This window comes from Polyangium sp. y55x31 (genome assembly GCF_029946505.1).
GTDB lineage: Bacteria > Myxococcota_A > Polyangia > Polyangiales > Polyangiaceae > Polyangium.
Genome location: NZ_JARZHG010000055.1, coordinates 21528 through 39245, shown reverse-complemented (window position 1 = coordinate 39245; position 17718 = coordinate 21528). Strand labels below are relative to the sequence as shown.

The 17718-nt window shown below is 70.3% G+C and carries 20 protein-coding genes; 18 read left to right on the top strand and 2 right to left on the bottom strand.

The genetic code is table 11. The features are described 5' to 3' along the window. The first annotated feature begins 33 nt into the window (after positions 1 to 33). The 11 genes from QHF84_RS46685 to QHF84_RS46635 all read left to right on the top strand — a co-directional run bounded on the left by QHF84_RS46685 (position 34) and on the right by QHF84_RS46635 (position 9301). Positions 34 to 741: an ATP-binding cassette domain-containing protein gene (locus QHF84_RS46685; protein ID WP_281320120.1), complete on the top strand. Its 708-nt coding sequence runs from the start codon at positions 34 to 36 to the stop codon at positions 739 to 741. Positions 742 to 1013: 272 nt separating this feature from the next. Continuing rightward, on the top strand, positions 1014 to 1373 hold the full coding sequence (raiA, locus tag QHF84_RS46680) for a ribosome-associated translation inhibitor RaiA (protein ID WP_281320119.1): 360 nt from the start codon (positions 1014 to 1016) through the stop codon (positions 1371 to 1373). A gap of 200 nt (positions 1374 to 1573) precedes the next feature. Beyond that, the gene (locus tag QHF84_RS46675) at positions 1574 to 2053 is read left to right on the top strand and encodes a PTS sugar transporter subunit IIA (protein WP_281320118.1); all 480 of its coding nucleotides are present in this window, start codon (positions 1574 to 1576) and stop codon (positions 2051 to 2053) included. After that, the gene (gene hprK / locus QHF84_RS46670) at positions 2050 to 3069 is read left to right on the top strand and encodes an HPr(Ser) kinase/phosphatase (protein ID WP_281320117.1); all 1020 of its coding nucleotides are present in this window, start codon (positions 2050 to 2052) and stop codon (positions 3067 to 3069) included. Before QHF84_RS46675 ends, hprK begins: the two co-directional genes overlap by 4 nt. Further along, on the top strand, positions 3066 to 4067 hold the full coding sequence (gene rapZ, locus QHF84_RS46665) for an RNase adapter RapZ (RefSeq protein WP_281320116.1): 1002 nt from the start codon (positions 3066 to 3068) through the stop codon (positions 4065 to 4067). The genes hprK and rapZ overlap by 4 nt, the downstream gene beginning before the upstream one ends. Next, the gene (locus tag QHF84_RS46660; protein WP_281320115.1) at positions 4064 to 4348 is read left to right on the top strand and encodes an HPr family phosphocarrier protein; all 285 of its coding nucleotides are present in this window, start codon (positions 4064 to 4066) and stop codon (positions 4346 to 4348) included. The genes rapZ and QHF84_RS46660 overlap by 4 nt, the downstream gene beginning before the upstream one ends. Continuing rightward, complete coding sequence (gene ptsP / locus QHF84_RS46655; protein WP_281320114.1) at positions 4345 to 6120, top strand: phosphoenolpyruvate--protein phosphotransferase; 1776 nt, start codon at positions 4345 to 4347, stop codon at positions 6118 to 6120. Before QHF84_RS46660 ends, ptsP begins: the two co-directional genes overlap by 4 nt. Positions 6121 to 6159: 39 nt before the next feature. Next, positions 6160 to 7209, top strand: coding sequence for an alpha/beta hydrolase (locus QHF84_RS46650; protein WP_281320113.1), 1050 nt, complete (start codon positions 6160 to 6162; stop codon positions 7207 to 7209). Between the two features lie 178 nt (positions 7210 to 7387). Beyond that, positions 7388 to 7837 carry a helix-turn-helix domain-containing protein gene (locus QHF84_RS46645; protein WP_281320112.1) on the top strand — a complete coding sequence of 150 codons (450 nt, stop codon included), beginning with the start codon at positions 7388 to 7390 and terminating at the stop codon, positions 7835 to 7837. Positions 7838 to 8271: 434 nt separating this feature from the next. Beyond that, on the top strand, positions 8272 to 8631 hold the full coding sequence (locus tag QHF84_RS46640; RefSeq protein ID WP_281320111.1) for a helix-turn-helix transcriptional regulator: 360 nt from the start codon (positions 8272 to 8274) through the stop codon (positions 8629 to 8631). A gap of 181 nt (positions 8632 to 8812) precedes the next feature. Continuing rightward, positions 8813 to 9301 (top strand): helix-turn-helix transcriptional regulator, encoded by a 489-nt coding sequence (locus QHF84_RS46635; protein ID WP_281320110.1) that lies wholly within the window; start codon positions 8813 to 8815, stop codon positions 9299 to 9301. A 200-nt stretch (positions 9302 to 9501) separates the two neighbouring features. Here the strand turns inward: QHF84_RS46635 and QHF84_RS46630 are convergent, their stop codons facing one another. After that, complete coding sequence (locus QHF84_RS46630) at positions 9502 to 11133, bottom strand: Ppx/GppA phosphatase family protein (protein ID WP_281320109.1); 1632 nt, start codon at positions 11131 to 11133, stop codon at positions 9502 to 9504. Positions 11134 to 11183: 50 nt separating this feature from the next. Here QHF84_RS46630 and QHF84_RS46625 point away from each other — a divergent pair, with 50 nt between their 5' ends. From QHF84_RS46625 to QHF84_RS46595, 7 genes are all read left to right on the top strand, one after another. Then, complete coding sequence (locus tag QHF84_RS46625; protein ID WP_281320108.1) at positions 11184 to 11693, top strand: hypothetical protein; 510 nt, start codon at positions 11184 to 11186, stop codon at positions 11691 to 11693. Continuing rightward, the gene (locus tag QHF84_RS46620; protein ID WP_281320107.1) at positions 11690 to 11956 is read left to right on the top strand and encodes a hypothetical protein; all 267 of its coding nucleotides are present in this window, start codon (positions 11690 to 11692) and stop codon (positions 11954 to 11956) included. Before QHF84_RS46625 ends, QHF84_RS46620 begins: the two co-directional genes overlap by 4 nt. 89 nt (positions 11957 to 12045) lie before the next feature. Beyond that, positions 12046 to 12198: a hypothetical protein gene (locus QHF84_RS46615; RefSeq protein WP_281320106.1), complete on the top strand. Its 153-nt coding sequence runs from the start codon at positions 12046 to 12048 to the stop codon at positions 12196 to 12198. A 121-nt stretch (positions 12199 to 12319) separates the two neighbouring features. Continuing rightward, entirely contained in the window at positions 12320 to 13624 is a 1305-nt protein-coding gene (locus QHF84_RS46610; RefSeq protein ID WP_281320105.1) for a S41 family peptidase, read from the top strand. A 73-nt stretch (positions 13625 to 13697) separates the two neighbouring features. Beyond that, on the top strand, positions 13698 to 14513 hold the full coding sequence (locus QHF84_RS46605) for a hypothetical protein (protein ID WP_281320104.1): 816 nt from the start codon (positions 13698 to 13700) through the stop codon (positions 14511 to 14513). Further along, positions 14510 to 15217 carry a hypothetical protein gene (locus QHF84_RS46600; RefSeq protein WP_281320103.1) on the top strand — a complete coding sequence of 236 codons (708 nt, stop codon included), beginning with the start codon at positions 14510 to 14512 and terminating at the stop codon, positions 15215 to 15217. Before QHF84_RS46605 ends, QHF84_RS46600 begins: the two co-directional genes overlap by 4 nt. Before the next feature lie 32 nt (positions 15218 to 15249). Beyond that, positions 15250 to 16074 carry a hypothetical protein gene (locus QHF84_RS46595; protein WP_281320102.1) on the top strand — a complete coding sequence of 275 codons (825 nt, stop codon included), beginning with the start codon at positions 15250 to 15252 and terminating at the stop codon, positions 16072 to 16074. A gap of 11 nt (positions 16075 to 16085) precedes the next feature. Here QHF84_RS46595 and QHF84_RS46590 read toward each other — a convergent pair whose 3' ends face one another. Further along, positions 16086 to 17702: a glucose-6-phosphate isomerase gene (locus QHF84_RS46590; protein ID WP_281320101.1), complete on the bottom strand. Its 1617-nt coding sequence runs from the start codon at positions 17700 to 17702 to the stop codon at positions 16086 to 16088. Between the last annotated feature and the right edge of the window lie 16 nt (positions 17703 to 17718).

The window sequence follows — 17718 nt, the reverse complement described above, 5'->3', positions numbered from 1 at the left end:
AGCTCACCGCTAAGCTCGTCTCCGTCGCGCTCGATGTCGCTCCTCGCTTCCTCCCTCACCGTGCGCCTCTCGGGTCGCACGCTCCTCCACCGCGCCTCGCTCGAAGCGCGGCCCGGCGAGGTCGTCGCCGTCTTCGGCCCGAGCGGCGCCGGCAAGACCACGCTGTTTCGCGTGCTCGTCGGTGAGCTCTCCCCGCTCGAAGGAAAGGTCGTCCTCGCCGGCGAAGACGTGACGCGCCTGCCGCTGTACGAGCGCGCGCGTCGCGGCCTCGGCTACGTCCCGCAGACGCCGAGCGTGCTGCCCGATCTTTCGGTCCGCGACAACCTCGCCGTCTTCGAAGGCCTGACCCGACGCGCCCGTCCGCACGGCGCGCCGGACGTGATCACGATCGCCCGTGATCTCGGCCTCGACAGCCTGCTCGACATGCAGGCCGCGCGCCTCTCCGGCGGCGAGCGGCGGCGCCTGGAGATCACACGAGCGCTCACGGCCGCGCCTCGCGTGCTCGTTTGTGACGAGCCGTTCGCGGCCGTCGATCCGCTCGGCGCGACGCGCGTCGCTGAGCGGCTCCGTGCCCTCGCCGACGCCGGGGCCGCGGTCCTCGTCTCGGATCATCACGTTGACGCGGCCCTGCGCCTCTGCGACCGCGCCGTCCTCCTCCTCGACGGAGAGATCGCGCTCGAAGCCTCTCCCGAGGGTTTTCGAGCCCACCCGCTCGTGCTTTCTCGTTACTCCGCGACCTGAGGGCGAAAGCCTGCGCGTGGGATTGTCCGGGCCCCATCGTGGGTTGCGTCGAGGACATGCGGCGAATCGGCAGCTCGATCGGAACGAGGCGTGGCCCGGCAAACGTGGTGGTCACGCCGGAGGTCACGAGCCGAGGGCCGGCATCGTTGCGACGCCTCGGGCGCATCTTATCAACGCACGTCCACGCGACCTGCGGTGGTACGATGAGCGGTGGCGCTGGTGACGAGCGCACCTCTGGTGCTTCGCCCCGGAAGGAAAGGAAGAAGCCTTCGATGAACATCGCAATCACGTTCCGACACATGGTGGGCACGGACGCGGTGAAGCAGTACGCGCATGACAAGATTGCCAAGCTGCAAAGGTTCCTTCGTCAAGCCATGACCGCGCAGGTCACGTTGTCCGTCGAGGGTCTCGATCACATCGCCGACGTGCGAATCTCCTCGGGCAGCCAGCAGTTCCACGCCACGGTCCGCAGCCAGGACATGTACGCCTCGATCGACAAGGTCATCGACAAGCTCGATCGCCAGATCGAAGCGGACAAGACGGCAAGCATGGCGAAGAAGCGCGGCGGGACGAGCGCGGCCGAGTTCGCGGCCGAGGCCCACGAGGCGGCCGAGGGGCGAGCCCGCGACTGAAGGCGACTTCCACGCTGTACGCCCTCGCCAGGCGAGCCTTTCCGTAGTAGGGCTCGCCCGTGCCTCCGCCGAGGCACCGGGGGGGACCACGTAACGATCGACTCCACGGCGCAGCCGAGCGCCGCGCGGGCGCCCCTCCGGCGGCCCCGCGGCGCAACAGGCGGCGCACGCCCCGCTCTCCCAACCCCCCCGGCACGATCATGGGTGTTCTCGAGATCCTGAGCGCGGACCACGTCTCGGTGGCCAACGAGGCCGAGGGCGTCGTCCGCTCCAAGCCCGAGGCGCTGCGCCGCATCGCCGAGCTGCTCGCCCGCGGCCTCGTCCCCGTCACGCCGGTCGCGGAGATCGAGCGCGTGCTCGTCGAGCGCGAGAAGCTCCAGTCGACCGGCGTGGGCGGCGGCGTGGCCATCCCCCACGGCGGGCTCGAAGGCCTCGATCGGCACGTGGGCGCGGTCCTGCTCTGCCCGCACCCGATCGACTTCGACGCGATCGACCGCGCGCCCGTGAGCATCCTCTTCGCCGTCGTCGGACCGAAGCGCGCCGCCGGCGAGCACCTGAAGACACTCGCGCGTGTCTCGCGCCTGCTGCGCGATGACGAGTTCCGCAAGCGCCTCTTGCTCGCGCCGAGCGGCGCCGACGCGTTCGCGATCATCGCCGCCGAGGAGGGCAGGGGTCCGTGACGGAAGAGGTCCCGCGCAGCGTGCCGGCCCCGCGCCCCTCGATGAGCGTGCGTGCGCTCCTCGCCGATCCCGGGCTCGGCGTGGGGCTCGAGCTCGTCGCGGGCGAAGCGGGCCTCGATCGGATCATCGAGTCGGCGCGTATCCAGAAGTCGGGCCTCGCGCTCGTGGGGCACTTCCACGGCATCTCCGCGTCGCGCATCCAGATCTTCGGCCAGACCGAGCTCTCGTTTCTGCACACGCTCGAAGGCGAGGACCGCGCGAAGAAGCTCCGCGATCTCTTCGCGCGTGATCTCTGCTGCGTGATCGTCACGCGCGCCTCGCGCGGCGAGGCCGAAGCCCCCGCGGAGGGCGGCTTCCCCGCGGTGCCGGAGCTCGTGGCCGCGGCCGAGGCGTCCGGGACGCCGCTGCTCCGATCGGCGGAGCGATCGAGCGTGACCATCACGGCGCTGCACGCGCTGCTCGACGACAGGCTCGCGCCGCGCGTGCGCATGCACGGCGTGCTCGTCGACGTCTTCGGCGTGGGCGTGCTCCTCGCCGGCCCGAGCGCGATCGGCAAGAGCGAGTGCGCGCTCGACCTCGTGATGCGCGGACATCGCCTCGTCGCCGACGACGTCGTCGAGTGCGATTACCGCCCGCCGGGCATGGTCTTCGGCGCGGCCGCGCACCTGCTCCGCTATCACCTCGAGGTGCGCGGGCTCGGCATCCTCAACGTGAAGGATCTCTTCGGCGTGACGGCGATCCGCGAGCGCAAGCGCATCGACGTGGTGATCAAGCTCGTCGAGTGGTCGAAGGACGTCGAGTACGACAGGCTCGGCCTCGAAGACCGGTACCACACGATCCTCGGCGTGAAGGTGCGCGAGCTCGTGATCCCCGTCCGCCCGGGGCGCGACATGTCGACGATCATCGAGGTCGCGGCGCGGAACGAATTGCTCAAGAACGCGGGGCACCACGCCGCGCGCGAGTTCTTCGGCAACCTCGAAGGCGCGCTCATGAGCGGAGGGAGGCGAGATCGATGAGCGACAAGAGCCGCGTCGTCGTGGTCACCGGGCTCTCGGGGGCCGGCAAGTCCACCGCGCTCCATGCCCTGGAAGACCTCGGCTACTTCTGCGTCGACAACCTGCCGACGTCCCTCGTGCCCGCCACGATCGATGCCTGCGAGTCCGGCGGCATCCGCCGCATCGGCCTCGGCATCGACGTGCGCGCGTTGGCCTTCCTCGACGGCGCTTGCCCCACGCTCACGCGCATCGCCGAGGGCCGCGACATGGCCATCCTCTTCCTCGACGCGACCGACGAGGCGCTGCTCCGCCGCTTCAACGAGACGCGCAGGCCACACCCGCTCTCGGCCGCCGCCTCGCGCGCGCCCGGCAGCGCCGGCGGGCTCGCCGTGCTCGACGGCGTGCATCTCGAGCGCGAGCGCCTCGCCCCGCTGCGCGCGCTCGCCACGATCGATCTCGACACGACGCGCCTCAGCGTCCACGAGCTGCGCCGCCAGATCATCGCGCACCTCGGCCCGGGCAAGGCCGAGGCGCCGCGCATGTCCACGCGCTTCGTCTCGTTCGGCTTCAAGTTCGGCGTCCCGGTCGATGCGGATCTGATCTTCGACGTGCGGTTCCTCGACAACCCGCATTTCGTCCCGGAGCTACGGCGGCTGCCCGGGAGCCACCCCGCGGTGCGAGATTTCGTCCTGCAGAGCCCCGAAGCGTCCGAGCTTCTCGAAAAGATCGAGTCGCTGCTCGTGTTCTCGCTCCCCCGGTACGAGCGGGAAGGGAAGAGCTACCTGACCATCGGCATCGGCTGCACCGGAGGGCGCCATCGATCGGTGGCGCTCGCCGAGGTTTTGGCCGACAATCTACGCAGGAAGGTGGAGCTACCCATCTCGGTCGTGCATCGTGACGTCGGCAGGGCGGAGCACACCGCGCAGCCCGAGCCCGATCCACATCCGCAAGGCCGCAGCGCCACCGAAGGCGCGGAGGGGGCGCCGCGCCCCCCCGACGGCGGAGGGGGAAAGACGTGAGCGACGCGAGCGCGACGGGGCGGTTCACGATCGTCAACGCACGTGGCTTGCACGCGCGCGCGGCCACGAAGCTCGTGCAGCTCGCCGGCAAGTATCCGTGCGAGGTCACGGTCGCGGGGCCCGACGGGCAGGAGGCGAACGCGAAGAGCGTGATGGGCGTGCTCCTGCTCTGCGGCGGCGTCGGCTCCGTGATCGAGGTGAAGGCGCGCGGCGAGGGCTCGGCGGAGGTCGTGGCGGCGATCGGCAAGCTCATCGCCGATCGCTTCGGAGAGCCCGAATGAACACGGAGCCTCCCTCGAAACCGAGTGACGTGCTCCGCGGCATCGCGGGCTCGCCCGGCGTCGCGATCGGCAAGGTCGTCGTCTTCGGCAAGAGCCGCGCGCCTTGCCCGCGGCGCACGATCGGCTCGGGGGAGGTCGACACCGAGATCGCGCGCTTCGAGGAGGCCGTCGCGCGCGCGCAGCGCGACCTGCGCGAGATGTCGCAGCGCCTCACCGAGCGCAGCGCCGAGGCCTCCATCCTCGAAGCGTACGTGCTCATGACCGGCGACCCCGTCCTCGCCGAGGCCGTGCGTCACCAGATCCAGAAGGAGAAGCGCGCCGCGGAGTGGGCCGTCGCCGAGGCGTCCGACGTGATCGCCAAGCGGCTCGCGGCGCTCGACGATCCGTACCTGAGCGAGCGCAGCCACGACGTGCTCTTCATCGGCGATCGCATCCTGCGCGCCTTCGGCACGACCGTGCCCGAGCAGCAGCACCTCCGCCTCGAAGGCCCATCGATCGTCGTCGCGCACGACCTCTCGCCCGCGGACACGGCGGCGATGATCAACCAGCCCGTCGTCGGCTTCGTGACCGAGGTCGGCACGCGGACGAGCCACACCGCGATCATGGCGCGCGCGCTGGAGATCCCCGCCGTCGTTGGTGTGACCGACGCGCTCGCGCGGATCTCGGGCGGAGACCTCGTCGTCGTCGACGGCCTGCGCGGCAGCGTCCTCGTGCGCCCGCATCCGCGCGACCTCGACGAGGCGCGCGCGCGCGGCGAGCGGCACACCGCGCTCTCGCGCGAGCTCTCGGTCTCCCGCGATCGTGAAGCGACGACCCAGGACGGCGTGCGCGTCACGCTGCGCGCGAACGTCGAGCTCCCGGCCGAGGCGATCCTCGCCCGTGATCACGGCGCCGAGGGCATCGGCCTCTATCGCACCGAGTTCCTCTACATCGATCGATCGCTGCCGCCGACCGAGGATCAGCAGTTCGAGATCTTCCGCGCCGTCGTGGAGACGATGCGCCCGATGCCCGTCACGCTGCGCACCTTCGACATCGGCGGCGACAAGTTCATCTCGAGCCTCAAGCTCCCGCCCGAGATGAACCCGATGCTGGGCTTACGCGCCGTGCGCCTCGCGCTCTCGCAGCCCGAGGTCTTCCTCGAACACCTGCGCGCGATGGTCCGGGCGAGCGCATACGGCGAGGTGAAGATCATGATCCCCATGATCGCGAGCCTCTCCGAGCTCCGGCAGGTGCGCGTCCTCCTGGAGAAGGCGATCGAGCAGGTGAAGGCGCGTGGTTTGCCCTGCGCGGACGACATCCCGCTCGGGATCATGGTCGAGGTGCCGGCGGCCGCGGTGCTCGTGGATCTCTTCGCGCAGGAGGCGAGCTTCATGAGCCTCGGCACGAACGACCTCGTGCAGTACACGCTCGCCGTCGATCGCACGAGCCGCTCGCTCGCTTACCTCGCGTCGTCCTTCGATCCTGCGATCCTGCGGCTCATCCGCAGCGTCGTGCGCGCGGGCGAGGGATGGGGTTGTCCCGTCTCGATCTGCGGCGCGATGGCGAGTGATCCGCTCGCCGCGGTCCTGCTCGTCGGCCTCGGCATGCGTGACTTCTCGATGGAGGCCGCCGCGATCCCCGAGATCAAGGAGGCGCTCCGGCGCGTGACGCTCGTCGAGGCCGAGGCCGTCGCGCGGGAGGCCTTACGGTTCGGCACCTCCGACGAGGTCGAGCACTGCGTGGCCGAGGCGTTCGCGCCGCGCCTCTATGATCTTCTCACCGGCGAGCGTTGAAGGCATCCTCTCCTCTGGCCCGAAAAACCCGAGGAGCTCATGACCGCCATCACCTCGATCAAGATCCAGACGCCTCGCCTTCGCACGCACGTGCTCGTCAGCGGACCCGCGGACGGCGTGCCCGTCCTCTTCATCCACGGCAACTGCTCCTCCGCTCGGTTCTTCGAGCAGACGATGGCCGCGCTCCCCGCGGGCTTTCGCGCCATCGCAGCCGACCTCCGCGGCTACGGCGACTCCGAGCCCGCGCCCATCGACGCGACGCGCGGCCTGCGTGATTTCTCGGACGACCTCGCGGCGCTCCTCCAGCACCCGGAGCTCGGCATCAAGGGCAAGGTGCACGTCGTCGGCTGGTCGGTCGGCGGCGGCGTCGCGATGCAGCTCGCGATGGATCACCCCGAGCTCGTCGCCAAGATCGTCCTCGAAGCGCCGATGGCGCCGTACGGGTTCGGCGGGACGAAGGGCACGAGCGGCGAGCCGTGTTTCGCGGACTTCGCGGGCTCTGGCGGCGGCACGGCGAACCCCGAGTTCGCGCGTCGGCTGAAGGAGCGCGACGCTTCGGAGGAGAGCGCGTTCTCGCCGCGCAAGGTGATGAACGACTTCTACTTCAAGCCACCGTTTCGCGTGGAGAAGGATCGCGAGGAGCTCTTCGTCGCGGAGATCTTGAAGATGGTGGTCGACGACGATCACTACCCCGGCGACACGACCTCGTCTCCGAACTGGCCCACCGTCGCGCCCGGCACGCGCGGCGTGAACAACGCGCTCGCGCCGAAGTACGTGAACCTCTCGGGCTTCGCGATGATCGCGCCGAAGCACGACGTCCTCTGGATCCGTGGCGACGGCGATCAGATCGTCAGCGACACGTCGCTCTTCGACTTTGGCTTCCTCGGCAAGCTCGGCGCGATCCCGGGCTGGCCGGGCGACGAGATCTACCCGGCGCAGCCCATGGTCTCGCAGACGCGCGCCGTGCTCGACGCCTACAAGGAGAACGGCGGCAGCTACCGCGAAGAAATCCTGCCCGGCGTCGGACATTCGCCGCACATCGAGGCGCACGACGCGTTCGTCTCCGAGCTCGTTCGTTTCTTCGGCTGACCGACCGGCGGGCCCGAGGGGGGGCGGGCTTCTTCGGGCGCCCCGAGGTCGTCTGTTAAAAAATGAGGTTAGGCCCGAAAAACCGGGTCACGGACCAACCTCGCGTGGACCCGGTTTGGTTTTTCGATCGCGCGTGCACGTGGCCCCGCAGAACGTGTTAGGTTTGTCGCGGGTCACGATGAAGCGCACGTCGAGCGAAACGCAGGCGCAGGGATCGAAGATGCGGGCGGCGGCCCGCGAGCGCGCGGACATCACGAGCGAGCAACCGGAGCCTTACGCCGGCAAGCTCGGAGCGCGGATGCGTGATCTCCGGCTCGAGCGAGGTCTGTCGCTCGCGAGCTTGCGCGAGGCGGGAGGCTTGACGCCGAGCCAGATGTCGAGCGCGGAGCGAGGGCGGGTGCGCGTCACGATGGGCACGGTCGTCGCGGTGGCGAAAGCGCTCGATGTGCCGCCGTTCGTGCTGCTGGCGTTTCCCGACGAGGATCCGCTCTCGGCTGTGCTGGAGGAGATCCGGCAGGCGTACGGCGGCGATATGCGGCGCGTGAGCTCGGTCATCGAGGAGCGCACGAGCGGCAGGCTCGGCAAGAAGCGCGGTCGCGGCGCATCGAAACGCTCGCTCCACGAGTAGAGCGAAAAGTCAAGAGAATCATGTGAGGGTCGTACGAGGCCTCCCTGCCGGCGGCGGGGGTGGCGTCGTGTGTGACCGACCCGGGTAGGGCCTGCTTGGCCTGACAACCGCCGACGCGCGTCGAGGGCGTGGGGGCTCGGCGGGGGTTTGCCCTGGAATCCCGCATGTTTCGACGCGTCCGGCGTGCCCTGGAAGCAGGCCCGGCGTGTTTCATGTGTCGAACCCGATTTTCATTTGGGGAAATGAATGCCCCCCGCGTCGATTTTCGAAGGTTCGAAAATGCGTTCGAACATTGGGAAACCGCTCCTGTCATGGTAAGTGGTTTGGCGTGGTTGATCCCATTGGGTCGACCGACCGAATCTTCGAAGACGGTAGCGAGCGGTCGACGGTCGATCGCATGCTTGGCAGGAAAAACGGTTTCGAGGTGCAATCCGGTGCCTACACGTCGTATCCCGGACCCGATGGCCGCCCAGATCGGCGCTCGAATACGCGAGCTCCGGCGCGAGAAGAACATGTCTCTCGGGCAATTCGCGAAGGCGAGCGGGCTCTCGAAGGGTCACGTCTCCAACCTGGAGAATGGTCTCGCCGTCATGAGCGTCGGCACGATCTGCGCAGCGGGCAGAGCGCTCGGCGTGCCTCCGTTCCTCGTGTGCATGCGAGAGGAGGACGAACCCTTTACCGAGTGCTTCGATAGCCTCATCCGCGAAGAGGGCGGAGACGTGCTCCGCGCGGCCGAGCGGCTCCGGGAGCTCTTCTTCGGCAAGCCGTCCCGGCGGGGGAGGGGACCAGAGTAGGGCGAAAATGCGGGCGCGGGTTGTCGGGACATGCGCGTCCTACGGGGACGTTGAACCGGGCAAGGACGGCATGGTAGAGTTCGTCCCACGCGAACACGGCCGCGACGAACCGCCGCGTTTTGCCCTGGTCTTCTCCGCGTCTCCGGCACGCCGGGGGCGCAACGTTCGAGGTGGAAAAACCATGCCCCGTCGTCCGACTCCCGAGCCCGTCGCCGCCAAGGTGGGGGCCCGAATCCGTGATCTTCGCCAGGAGCGCGGCATGTCGCTCGCGGCCCTCGCCGACGAAAGTGGTCTGTCCAAGGGGCACATGTCGAGCGTGGAGCGTGGGCTCGTCCTGATCACGGTCGGGACCGTGGTCTCCGCCGCCAAGGCGCTCGGCGTCCCGCCCTTCGTGCTCCTCATGTTCCCCGAGGAAGAGCCGCTCGCCGCCGTGGTCGAGCACGTGCGCGCGAGCGAAGGCGGCGACACCGACAAGGCCGCCGCCGCGCTGCGCAAGCTCGTCTTCGGGCCGAACGGTCGCGCCCCGAAGACGGCCACGCCGACGAAAAACGCCGCCGCGAAGCCGAACGCGACAAAGGCGCCCGCGAAAGCCGCCGCCAAAGCCGCGCCCGCCACCCCCGCCGCCCCGGCCACGCCGGCACCCGCTGCAAAGGGCCGCCGCAAGCGCTGAACGCCCGGACAACCTCGCGCGCGTCAAAGCCGGGGTTCTTCCCGTAACACCCGTTTTCGAAGGGCCCGCGGGCGTCAGCTGCCTGTGGAATCATCGTCGCGAGCGCCCCGAAGCTAGGGCGACGGAGCGAGGAATCCTGAAGGATTTCGAGCGATGTCGACCGACGATTCGGGGCGCGCAGCAGATAAGTCCACAGGCTGCTAGCTCCGCGGCGTCGGTATCGGCGTCTTCCGCGAGGGAGGCGGCACCGTCGTAGGCGTCCGCGACGCGCCCGTCGCCGCGTCCACGATACGCACGTCGAGCCCGAGCGCGTCCTTCAACATCCCGCACTTCGCTCCGACGGTCCACTCTTCGAGCGACCGGTCCTCGGTGCCCGAGAGCTCGAGCACCAGCGAGTCGCCCTCGATGCGCCCGCTGACCCCCGCGACCTTGGCCCGGTGCTCCCGATCGAGCGCGTCGGCGATCCGGAGGATCGCGGCCATCGCCTTCACCTTCGCCCGGTCCTCGCGCGAGAGCGTGCGGAAGTTTTCGTGGTCGAGCTGCGGCGGGCTCTTGCGGTGGTAGCGCGCGACGTTGGCCACGATTTCGCGCTCCGCCGGCGACAGGCCCATCAGGTCGGCGTGCACGATGAGGTAGTAGCTGTGCTTGTGGTGCCCCTCGTACCGCACGAAGTCGCCGACGTCGTGCAGGAGCGCCGCCGCATGGAGGAGGATGCGGTCGCGCGGGCTCATGCGGTGGCGCGTGGCGAGCTCGTCGAAGAGGCGGGTCGCGAAGCGCGCGACGAGCAGGCCGTGCGCCTCGTCGAAGTGGTAGCGACGCCCGAGCCGGAGGCACGCCTCGCTCACCGCGGTCGCCTCGCCCCCGAAGTCACGCGGTACGAAGTGCTGGCGCGCGAGGTCGACGAGCACGCCTTCCTTGAGCCCCACGCCCGGCGCCGTGATCGACTCTCGCCCGAACGCCTCGGCGACGCGGCAGAGCACCGTCGCTGCAGGGACGATCGTGTCGGCGCGATCGGGCCGCAGGCCATAAGCGCTCACGCGCTCGTCCACGCTCTTCGCGGAGAGCTCGTCGAGCAGCCTTCGCATCGCGCGGACCTCGATGGCGCGACCTTCGGGGAAGGCGATCGGCATCGGGCAGAGGTCGGCGAGCGTCTCGATGTTGCCGCCCGTGCCGATGACGACGTCGACGGGCTCGTCGGAGGCGTCCTCGATCTCGCGGAAGGCGTCGGCGCAGACGCGGTCGACGTACTCTTCGAGGAGCTTTCTGTGGCTGATGTCGATCGGCCCGCGCCCTTCGAGGAACGCTTCGAGCAGCCGGACGGTCCCGACGGGCAAGGAGCGCGAGAAGACGGGGAGGCGGCCTTCGAGCAGCGTGAGCTCCGTCGAGCCGCCGCCGATGTCGACGAGCAGCGAGCGCCGCTGTCCCATGGCGATGCGCTCGACGACGGCGAGCTGCACGAGGCGCGCCTCCTCGACGCCCTCGATGATCTCCACGTGCACGCGGCTCTCGCGCTCGGCACGCTCGACGAAGAGGTCACCGTTCTGCGCCTCGCGCGCGGCGCTCGTGGCGACGGCCCGGTAGCGCTCGACCTTCGCCGCGTCCATGGCCGCGCGAAACCGCTTCAGCGCCTCGCAGGCCGCGCCGATGACGCCGTTTTCGAGCCGACCTTTCGTGAAGACGTCGTGCCCGAGCCGCACCGGCGCGCGGTCGACGAGCACGTCGCGGAAGGGGTAGAACCGAGGTCCGTCGTCCGTGATCAGAGGCGGGTCCACGTCGACCACGCGAAGCCGGATGGCGTTGGACCCGATGTCGATCGCCGCGAGGCGAGCCATGGCGGGAGAAGTAGCGGAGCGCGGCCTGGTTGGCTACTCTCATGGCGCTCATGGCTACCGTCTTGCGAACCATCTGGCCGATTGTCGCGACCGCCACCCTCGGCGCGGTCGCCCTCGGATGCGGACCCGAGCCGGTCCGCGCGCCGAACCCCACGAGGACCCTCGACGAGCGCCGCGCGATCGAGGTCATCCGTCGCGCCGTCGCCCAGGAAGGCGTGCAGCCGGCGCCTGCCCGTGATGTCGAGCTGCGGAGCGGCAAGCCCCTGCGCGTCGACGTGAGCATCGACGGCCACGAGTTCGGGATCGCGTACATCTCCGACGAGGACCAGGACAAGCTCGGCGACGCGATCAAGCCGCCGAACGGCGCCGATGAAAAACTCCGGCTCGAGCGCGTCGGCCCCGAAGGCGAGGTCCGCATCGTGCTGCTCTACCAGGCGAACTACCGCTACGACGACCTCGCCGGCGAGTCGCACGAGCTCACGACGATCACAGCCGAGCGCACGCTGACGCGTGACGTGCGCGACTTCATCACGTACGCGAAGACCAAGAAGTTCAAGTGAGCCTCGGCGACAAGATCGGGAGTCTGGTGCAGAGCGAGTCCGAGCGCGCGACCGGGCCGCGGCGCGCGCTCTTCGTGGGCAGCACGGCGCTGCTCGTCGGGCTCGGGCTCGTGGGCCTGCGCCCGAGCGACCCGAACGACACGAGCGTCATCGACATCGGCTCCGTCCTGACGCTCCTCGCGCTCTTCCTCCTCATCGGCGCGATTCATACGTACGGCCGACTCGGACCCGACGAAGGCGAGAAGGGCAGCCGGGGCGGCTGACCGGAGATCGATCCGGGCCGCGCCGCACCTTCTTCTGCCCCTGCTCGACGGGCTTGCGAAGCAAGCGCGCTTGGACCAGCATCGCGCGCATGCATCGTCCCAGCCGCCAGCACCAGCACCTGCTCGAGAAGATCGCCCGCAAGGAGTCCCGCGCCAAGGCGAAGAACCGCAAGCCCGGTACGCGCCTGAAGCAGTGGAAGAAGTGGGCCGAGGCCTACAAGGCCCTCGCCGCGCAGGCGTAGTCCCGAAGGGGACGCCTCGCGTCCTCTCCGCAAGAAATACGTTCCCTTCCCGTCTTCAGCCCCACCGCATCGTCGCGAGGCCGTTGCAACGAGGTCACTCGTCGTTGCACCCTCGCGGACGATGCGCGCCTTGCTTCACGGAGGCCTCCTCATCCTCGGGCTCACCCTCGCCGGGTGCGCCGGATCCTGGGGATCTCCCGAGCGGAGCCCGCGCGCTTCCACGACGCTCTCTCCGACCTTCGCGGCGCTCGCCGCGAGCCCGAGCGACTTCGACGCCGAGCCGCGTGAGGTCTCGTCCGCGCTCGCCGAGGCCGATCTCGACTTCGCGCTCGACGTCTTCGCCGAAGCGTACGCCGCGCCCGAGGGCCAAGCGCCCCTGCCGCCGCGCGCGCGCATCGACGACGCGCGCCGGTTGATCCAGAGCCGCGCGACCTGGTCCCCGTTCGAGCTCGCGATCCTCTTGCGAGATCTGCTCCGCGCGGACGACGGACATCTCGCGTTCGGTCACGGCGGCGAAAAACCGTTGCGGCTCGAAGCATTGCCGGCGCCCGCCGCGCCGCCGCCGAGCTCCGCGCCGCCCGTGGAGCTCGTCGAGGGGGAGGTGCCGGTCCTCGCGGTGCGCACGTTCGAAACGGCCGCGGCCGAGGCGCTCGCGACGTTGCCTCGGCTCGCCGTGCGCCTCCATGAGGCGCCTGCGTTCGTCGTGGATCTGCGTGGCAACCGCGGCGGAAACTACGCCTTCGCCGAGCGCTTCCTGCTCGCGCTCGCGCACGGTCCGATCCACGCGCTCGGCACGCGTGAGGTCCAGTCCGTGACCGCGGCCCTCGGGCGCGTGAACGCGGCGAAGCGGCGCCTCGCGCGTGGAGACGTCCCGAAGGCCGGGCGCGCGATGTTCCTCGAACACATCACGCTGCTCGAACGGCTCGCCGAGGATCTCGCCGCGCGCGGGGAAGGACGCGTGGAGATCGTCCGCGAGGGCGAGATCCTGCAAGGCACGGCGCCCGCGCCGCTCGCGGGTCGCGGCGTGATCCTCGTCGACGGCGGTTGTGCGTCGGCGTGCGAGATGTTCGTCGCGCTGGCGCGGCAAGTCCCGGGGCTCCTCGTCGCGGGCGAGCGCACGCGTGGCAGCATGGCGGTGGGCGAGGTCGCGTCGTTCGTGCTCCCGCGCTCGCGCCTTTTGATCACGCTCGGCACGCGCGCCGTCGTGGATCCGCTCGGCGACTACGACGAGACGCGTGGGTTCGTCCCCGACCTCGATCTCGCCGGGCCCGACGCGCTCGTCGAGGCGCGACGCGTGGCCTCGTTCGCGCCCGCGTCCGTGTGGGCCGTGGCCCGCGCACGCGCGCCGTCTCTCGTCGAGCGGCGCGCGCGAGAGCTCCGCGCCGAGGCTTTGACGCCCCGATCGGGGACGAAAAAGCCGCGTTGACCTCCTGGATGCCTCACGTATTCTCCGTTTTTACGCGCGTGCAGGCATCACGCGCGAGGGCGGAGGCTGCGGTATGGGGAAGACGAAGGCGAACACAACGAAGGGAGCTCCTCGTGCGCTCGCGGCGGCGCTGTTCGTCGCGGTAGGTGTCTCCTCGCAGCTCGCGGCCGCGCAGGCGCCCGCGCCTCCGCCGCCGCCGGCTGGCTCGCCGGACACCTCGGCGCCTCCGCCTCCGCCGCCTCCTGGCTACGAGCCCGCGGCGCCGCAGGGCGCGCCGCTGCCGCCGCCCGGTTACGCGCCGCCGCCCGGGTATCCGCAAGGTTATCCGCCGGGGTATCCGCCGCCGGGGTACGCGCCGCCGCCCGGGTATCCGCAAGGTTATCCGCCGCCGGGTTATCCGCCGCCGGGGTATCCGCCGCCGCCCGGGTACGGGCCGAACAGCTATGGATACGGTGCGCCCGGCGCTTCGCTCCCGGCGACGCTCGCGTACGAGGAGGGGGATCCGATCCCGCCCGGCTACCGCGTCGACAGCCGCATCCGCAAGGGCCTCGTCATCGGCGGCGCCGTCACGTTCGGCGTCCCGTGGTTCTTCTCCGCGATGATCGCCTCGATCGGCGACAGCGTCTCGCGAAGCTCGGAGCTCTGGCCGCTCTACATCCCGGCGGTCGGGCCCTTCATCGCGATGGGCACGCTCGACTCCGAGGGCCCGGGGACCTTCTGGCTCGCGGTCGACGGGCTCGCGCAAGCGGGCGGCATCGCGATGCTGATCGCCGGCATCGTCGCCCAGGAGAAGCGGCTCGTCCGATCCGAGCTCGACGCCTCCGTGACCGTGATGCCTCTCCGGTTCGGCCCGCATGGCGCAGGCCTGGGCCTCGTGGGGACGATGTGACGACGCGACGAACGATCCTCTCCGTCGGTGCCACGCTGACGATCCTTGGTGCTGCAAACATCTCCCTGGCGCAGGGCGCTCCTCCGCCTCCGCCTCCGCCGCCCGGCGTGACGCCGCAGCAGCAGCCGACGCCAGGCGCCATGCCGCCGCAGCAGCAACCGCCGCCCGGAGTGATGCCGCAGCAGCCTCCGCCGCCGATGGGCGCGGCGCCGCAGCAGCCGATGGGCGCGGCGCCGCCAGGCTATCCGCCGCGCGCTGCCTATCCGCCGCCGCCGATCTTCGGACCCTCGCGTCTGCCGTACAAGGAAGGGGATCCGATCCCGCCCGGCTACGGCATCGAGACGAGGCCCCGTTACAAGATGGCGACCGCGGGCATCGCGACGTTCGCGCCGCTCTACGGGATGTCGGTCCTGTTCGCGGGCTCCTTCGTGGGCAACGAGGGCATCGCCTCCGGCTATTACACGTCGCTCTTCATTCCGGTCATCGGTCCCTTCGTCGCGATCGGCACCTCCGATGCCGAGAGCGTCGGCGTCTTCATGCTCATGCTCGACGGCCTCGGCCAGGCCACGGGCGCCGCGCTCTTCGTGGCGGGCATGCTCGCCGACGAGAAGTTCATCTCGCGCACGCCCAACGAATTCGCCTTCGATCCGCGCCCCGAGGTCATGGTCGGCCCGCGGGCCGCGGCGCTCCGGTGGCATTTCTGAGCCGTGGATCGACGATGAAAGGGACTCCGTCGATGGAAAGTAGCAAGCGCACGTCGATCCCGGGCATCGCGCGCCGCCTCGCGCCGCTCGCCGCGCTCTCGCTGGGCCTCGCCTCCGCGCTCCCCGCGAGCGCGCAGCCTGCCCCCGCCGCGCCGCCGCCGTCGTCATCCACGGCCGCCGCGCCCCTGCCGCCTCCGCCTGCGCCGCCCTCGACCACGAGCGCCGCGCCCTTGCCGCCTCCGCCGCCCGCTCCGACGACCGAGGCCGCGGAGTCGACGGAGGAGCAGCCGAAGCCGAAGAAGCGCAAGAAGCAGCCGAGGCTCAGTAACGAGACGTGGGACAGCCCGTCGCCGCAGCAGCCCCCGGCGATGTGGGCTCCGATGGACGACCCGAGCCTGCCCGTCTTGCCTCGCCGCATCGAGTACGAAGAGGGCGACATCCTCCTGCCGGGCTACGAGCTGAAGGTGCAGCCGACCCGGAGCCTCGTCGTCGGCGGCATCGTCACGTTCGCGGTGCCGTACGGCCTGTCCGCCCTCGTCGGCGGCGCCTTCGCGTTCGATGACAACGAGCGCGACGCCGAGACCCTCGGCCCGCTCCTCGTCCCGATCTTCGGCCCGTTCATCTCGCTCGGCGTCGAGAACGCGCGTACGCAGGAGTTCCCGAATCCGCGCAGCACCGACGACGACGTCTACACGTTCTTCATGCTGCTGAACGGCTTCACGCAGATGACCGGCGCGGCCATGATCGCGGCTGGCATCCTCTTGCCCGAGAAGTACCTCCAGCGCGCGCAGGCGCTCCCGGGCAAGCCGGAGCTGCTCGTGGGCGGCAGCTCCGCCGCCGTGCGTCTCCACTTCTGATCAACGCCGCCTCACTTGGCGGCGGCGACCATCCACATCCAGTCGAGCGGCGAACCCGCTTCGGCCTCGGCGCCCTGACCACGCACACGCAAGACGCCGCGCTGCGGGTTCGCCGAGAGATGCCGCAGGATCCAGAACACCGTCTCCGGATCGTCGCTGCCCGCCGCCGCCGTGACATCCGCGAGCGAGAGCGCCGTCCCCGCCTTCGCGCGGAGCGCCGCGAGCACGCGCAGCTCCAGATCGATCACCGCCTGCGCCGCCTTCTTCCCCGCCTCCACGCCCGGCTGGTGGTACGCGTTGATGTCCACGAGCTCCGCGTAGATCCCCACGGCCCGCTCGTAGAGCGCGATGAGCGCGCCGAGCGAGGAAGCGTCGAGCGCCTCCAGCGTGATCGTGATCGACGATCGCCCCCGCTCGTCGAGCGCGCGCCGCGTGCCTTGCAGGAACCCCGAGAGGTAATCGCCCGACGTCACGCCCGGCTCCACCTCGCGGTCCCCTCGCTGCGGCGCGCGATCGAGCAGCACCTCGATGAACGTCACGAAGAAGTTGTCGACCCCGTCGCGGAGCTGCTGCACGTACGCGTGTTGATCCGTCGAGCCCTTGTTGCCGTAGACGCTGATCCCCTGCCACACCTCGCGCCCTTGCCGATCGAGCCGCTTGCCGAGCGACTCCATCACGAGCTGCTGCGCGTACCGGCTGAAGAGCTCGAGCCGGTCCTTGTACGGCAGGAGCACCATGTCCTTCTTGCCCGCGCCGCCCGTCGCCGCGAGCCACGCCGCCGCGAGCTGCGCTGCCGGGTTCTTCTTCGTCACGCGGGAGCGCGTCACCTCGTCCATCGCGCGCGCGCCGCGCAGCATGTCCGCCACGTCGAGCCCTTGCAGCGCCGCCGGCAGAAGCCCCACCGCGCTGAGCTCGCTCGTCCGACCGCCGACCCAGTCCCACATCGGGAACCGATCGAGGAACCTGCGCGCCACCGCGTGCTTGTCGAGCTCGCTGCCCTCGCCCGTCACGACCACCGCGTGCTTCGCGAAATCGAGCCCGAGTCGCGCATACGCGGCCTCCGCTTCGAGCATCCCGTTGCGCGTCTCCTTCGTGCCGCCCGATTTCGAGATGACGACCGTGAGCGTCTCGGGCAGCGCGTCGCCGATCGCGTCGAGGGTCCGATCGAATCCGTCGGGATCGGTGTTGTCGAAGAACCACACGCGCATGCGATCCGCGGGCGACGTGAGCGCCGCGGAGACGAGCTCGGGGCCGAGCGCCGAGCCGCCGATGCCGATGAGCAGCACGTTCCGGAAGCGGCTCGCGCGCTCGGGGCGGATACGCGCGGCGTGCACGTCCTCCGCGAACGAGAGCACACGGCCGAGCGTCTGCGTGATCGCGTCACGGATCGCCGGATCCGGCGCGAGCTCGGGCGCCCGGAGCCAGTAGTGCCCCACCATGCGCCCCTCGTCGGCGTTCGCGATCGCGCCGCGTTCGACCGCCGCCATCGCCTCGTAGGCCGCTTGAAGCCGCGGCTCGAGCGCGTCGAGGAAGCCTTCCGTCCATCGGATCCGGCTCGTGTCCAGCCAGAAGCCGAGGCGCTCGTCATAACAAAGGTGCGCGCGAAACCGGTCGAGCCCGTCGTTCATCGTCGTACCATCCCCA

Bases quoted from the DNA above. Each gene is read 5' to 3' on its own strand.
- QHF84_RS46685 (WP_281320120.1), top strand. From the start codon at position 34: ATGTCGCTCCTCGCTTCCTCCCTCACCGTGCGCCTCTCGGGTCGCACG.
- raiA (WP_281320119.1), top strand. From the start codon at position 1,014: ATGAACATCGCAATCACGTTCCGACACATGGTGGGCACGGACGCGGTG.
- QHF84_RS46675 (WP_281320118.1), top strand. From the start codon at position 1,574: ATGGGTGTTCTCGAGATCCTGAGCGCGGACCACGTCTCGGTGGCCAAC.
- rapZ (WP_281320116.1), top strand. From the start codon at position 3,066: ATGAGCGACAAGAGCCGCGTCGTCGTGGTCACCGGGCTCTCGGGGGCC.
- ptsP (WP_281320114.1), top strand. From the start codon at position 4,345: ATGAACACGGAGCCTCCCTCGAAACCGAGTGACGTGCTCCGCGGCATC.
- QHF84_RS46650 (WP_281320113.1), top strand. From the start codon at position 6,160: ATGACCGCCATCACCTCGATCAAGATCCAGACGCCTCGCCTTCGCACG.
- QHF84_RS46645 (WP_281320112.1), top strand. From the start codon at position 7,388: ATGAAGCGCACGTCGAGCGAAACGCAGGCGCAGGGATCGAAGATGCGG.
- QHF84_RS46635 (WP_281320110.1), top strand. From the start codon at position 8,813: ATGCCCCGTCGTCCGACTCCCGAGCCCGTCGCCGCCAAGGTGGGGGCC.
- QHF84_RS46630 (WP_281320109.1), bottom strand. From the start codon at position 11,133: ATGGCTCGCCTCGCGGCGATCGACATCGGGTCCAACGCCATCCGGCTT.
- QHF84_RS46625 (WP_281320108.1), top strand. From the start codon at position 11,184: ATGGCTACCGTCTTGCGAACCATCTGGCCGATTGTCGCGACCGCCACC.
- QHF84_RS46615 (WP_281320106.1), top strand. From the start codon at position 12,046: ATGCATCGTCCCAGCCGCCAGCACCAGCACCTGCTCGAGAAGATCGCC.
- QHF84_RS46610 (WP_281320105.1), top strand. From the start codon at position 12,320: ATGCGCGCCTTGCTTCACGGAGGCCTCCTCATCCTCGGGCTCACCCTC.
- QHF84_RS46605 (WP_281320104.1), top strand. From the start codon at position 13,698: ATGGGGAAGACGAAGGCGAACACAACGAAGGGAGCTCCTCGTGCGCTC.
- QHF84_RS46595 (WP_281320102.1), top strand. From the start codon at position 15,250: ATGGAAAGTAGCAAGCGCACGTCGATCCCGGGCATCGCGCGCCGCCTC.
- QHF84_RS46590 (WP_281320101.1), bottom strand. From the start codon at position 17,702: ATGAACGACGGGCTCGACCGGTTTCGCGCGCACCTTTGTTATGACGAG.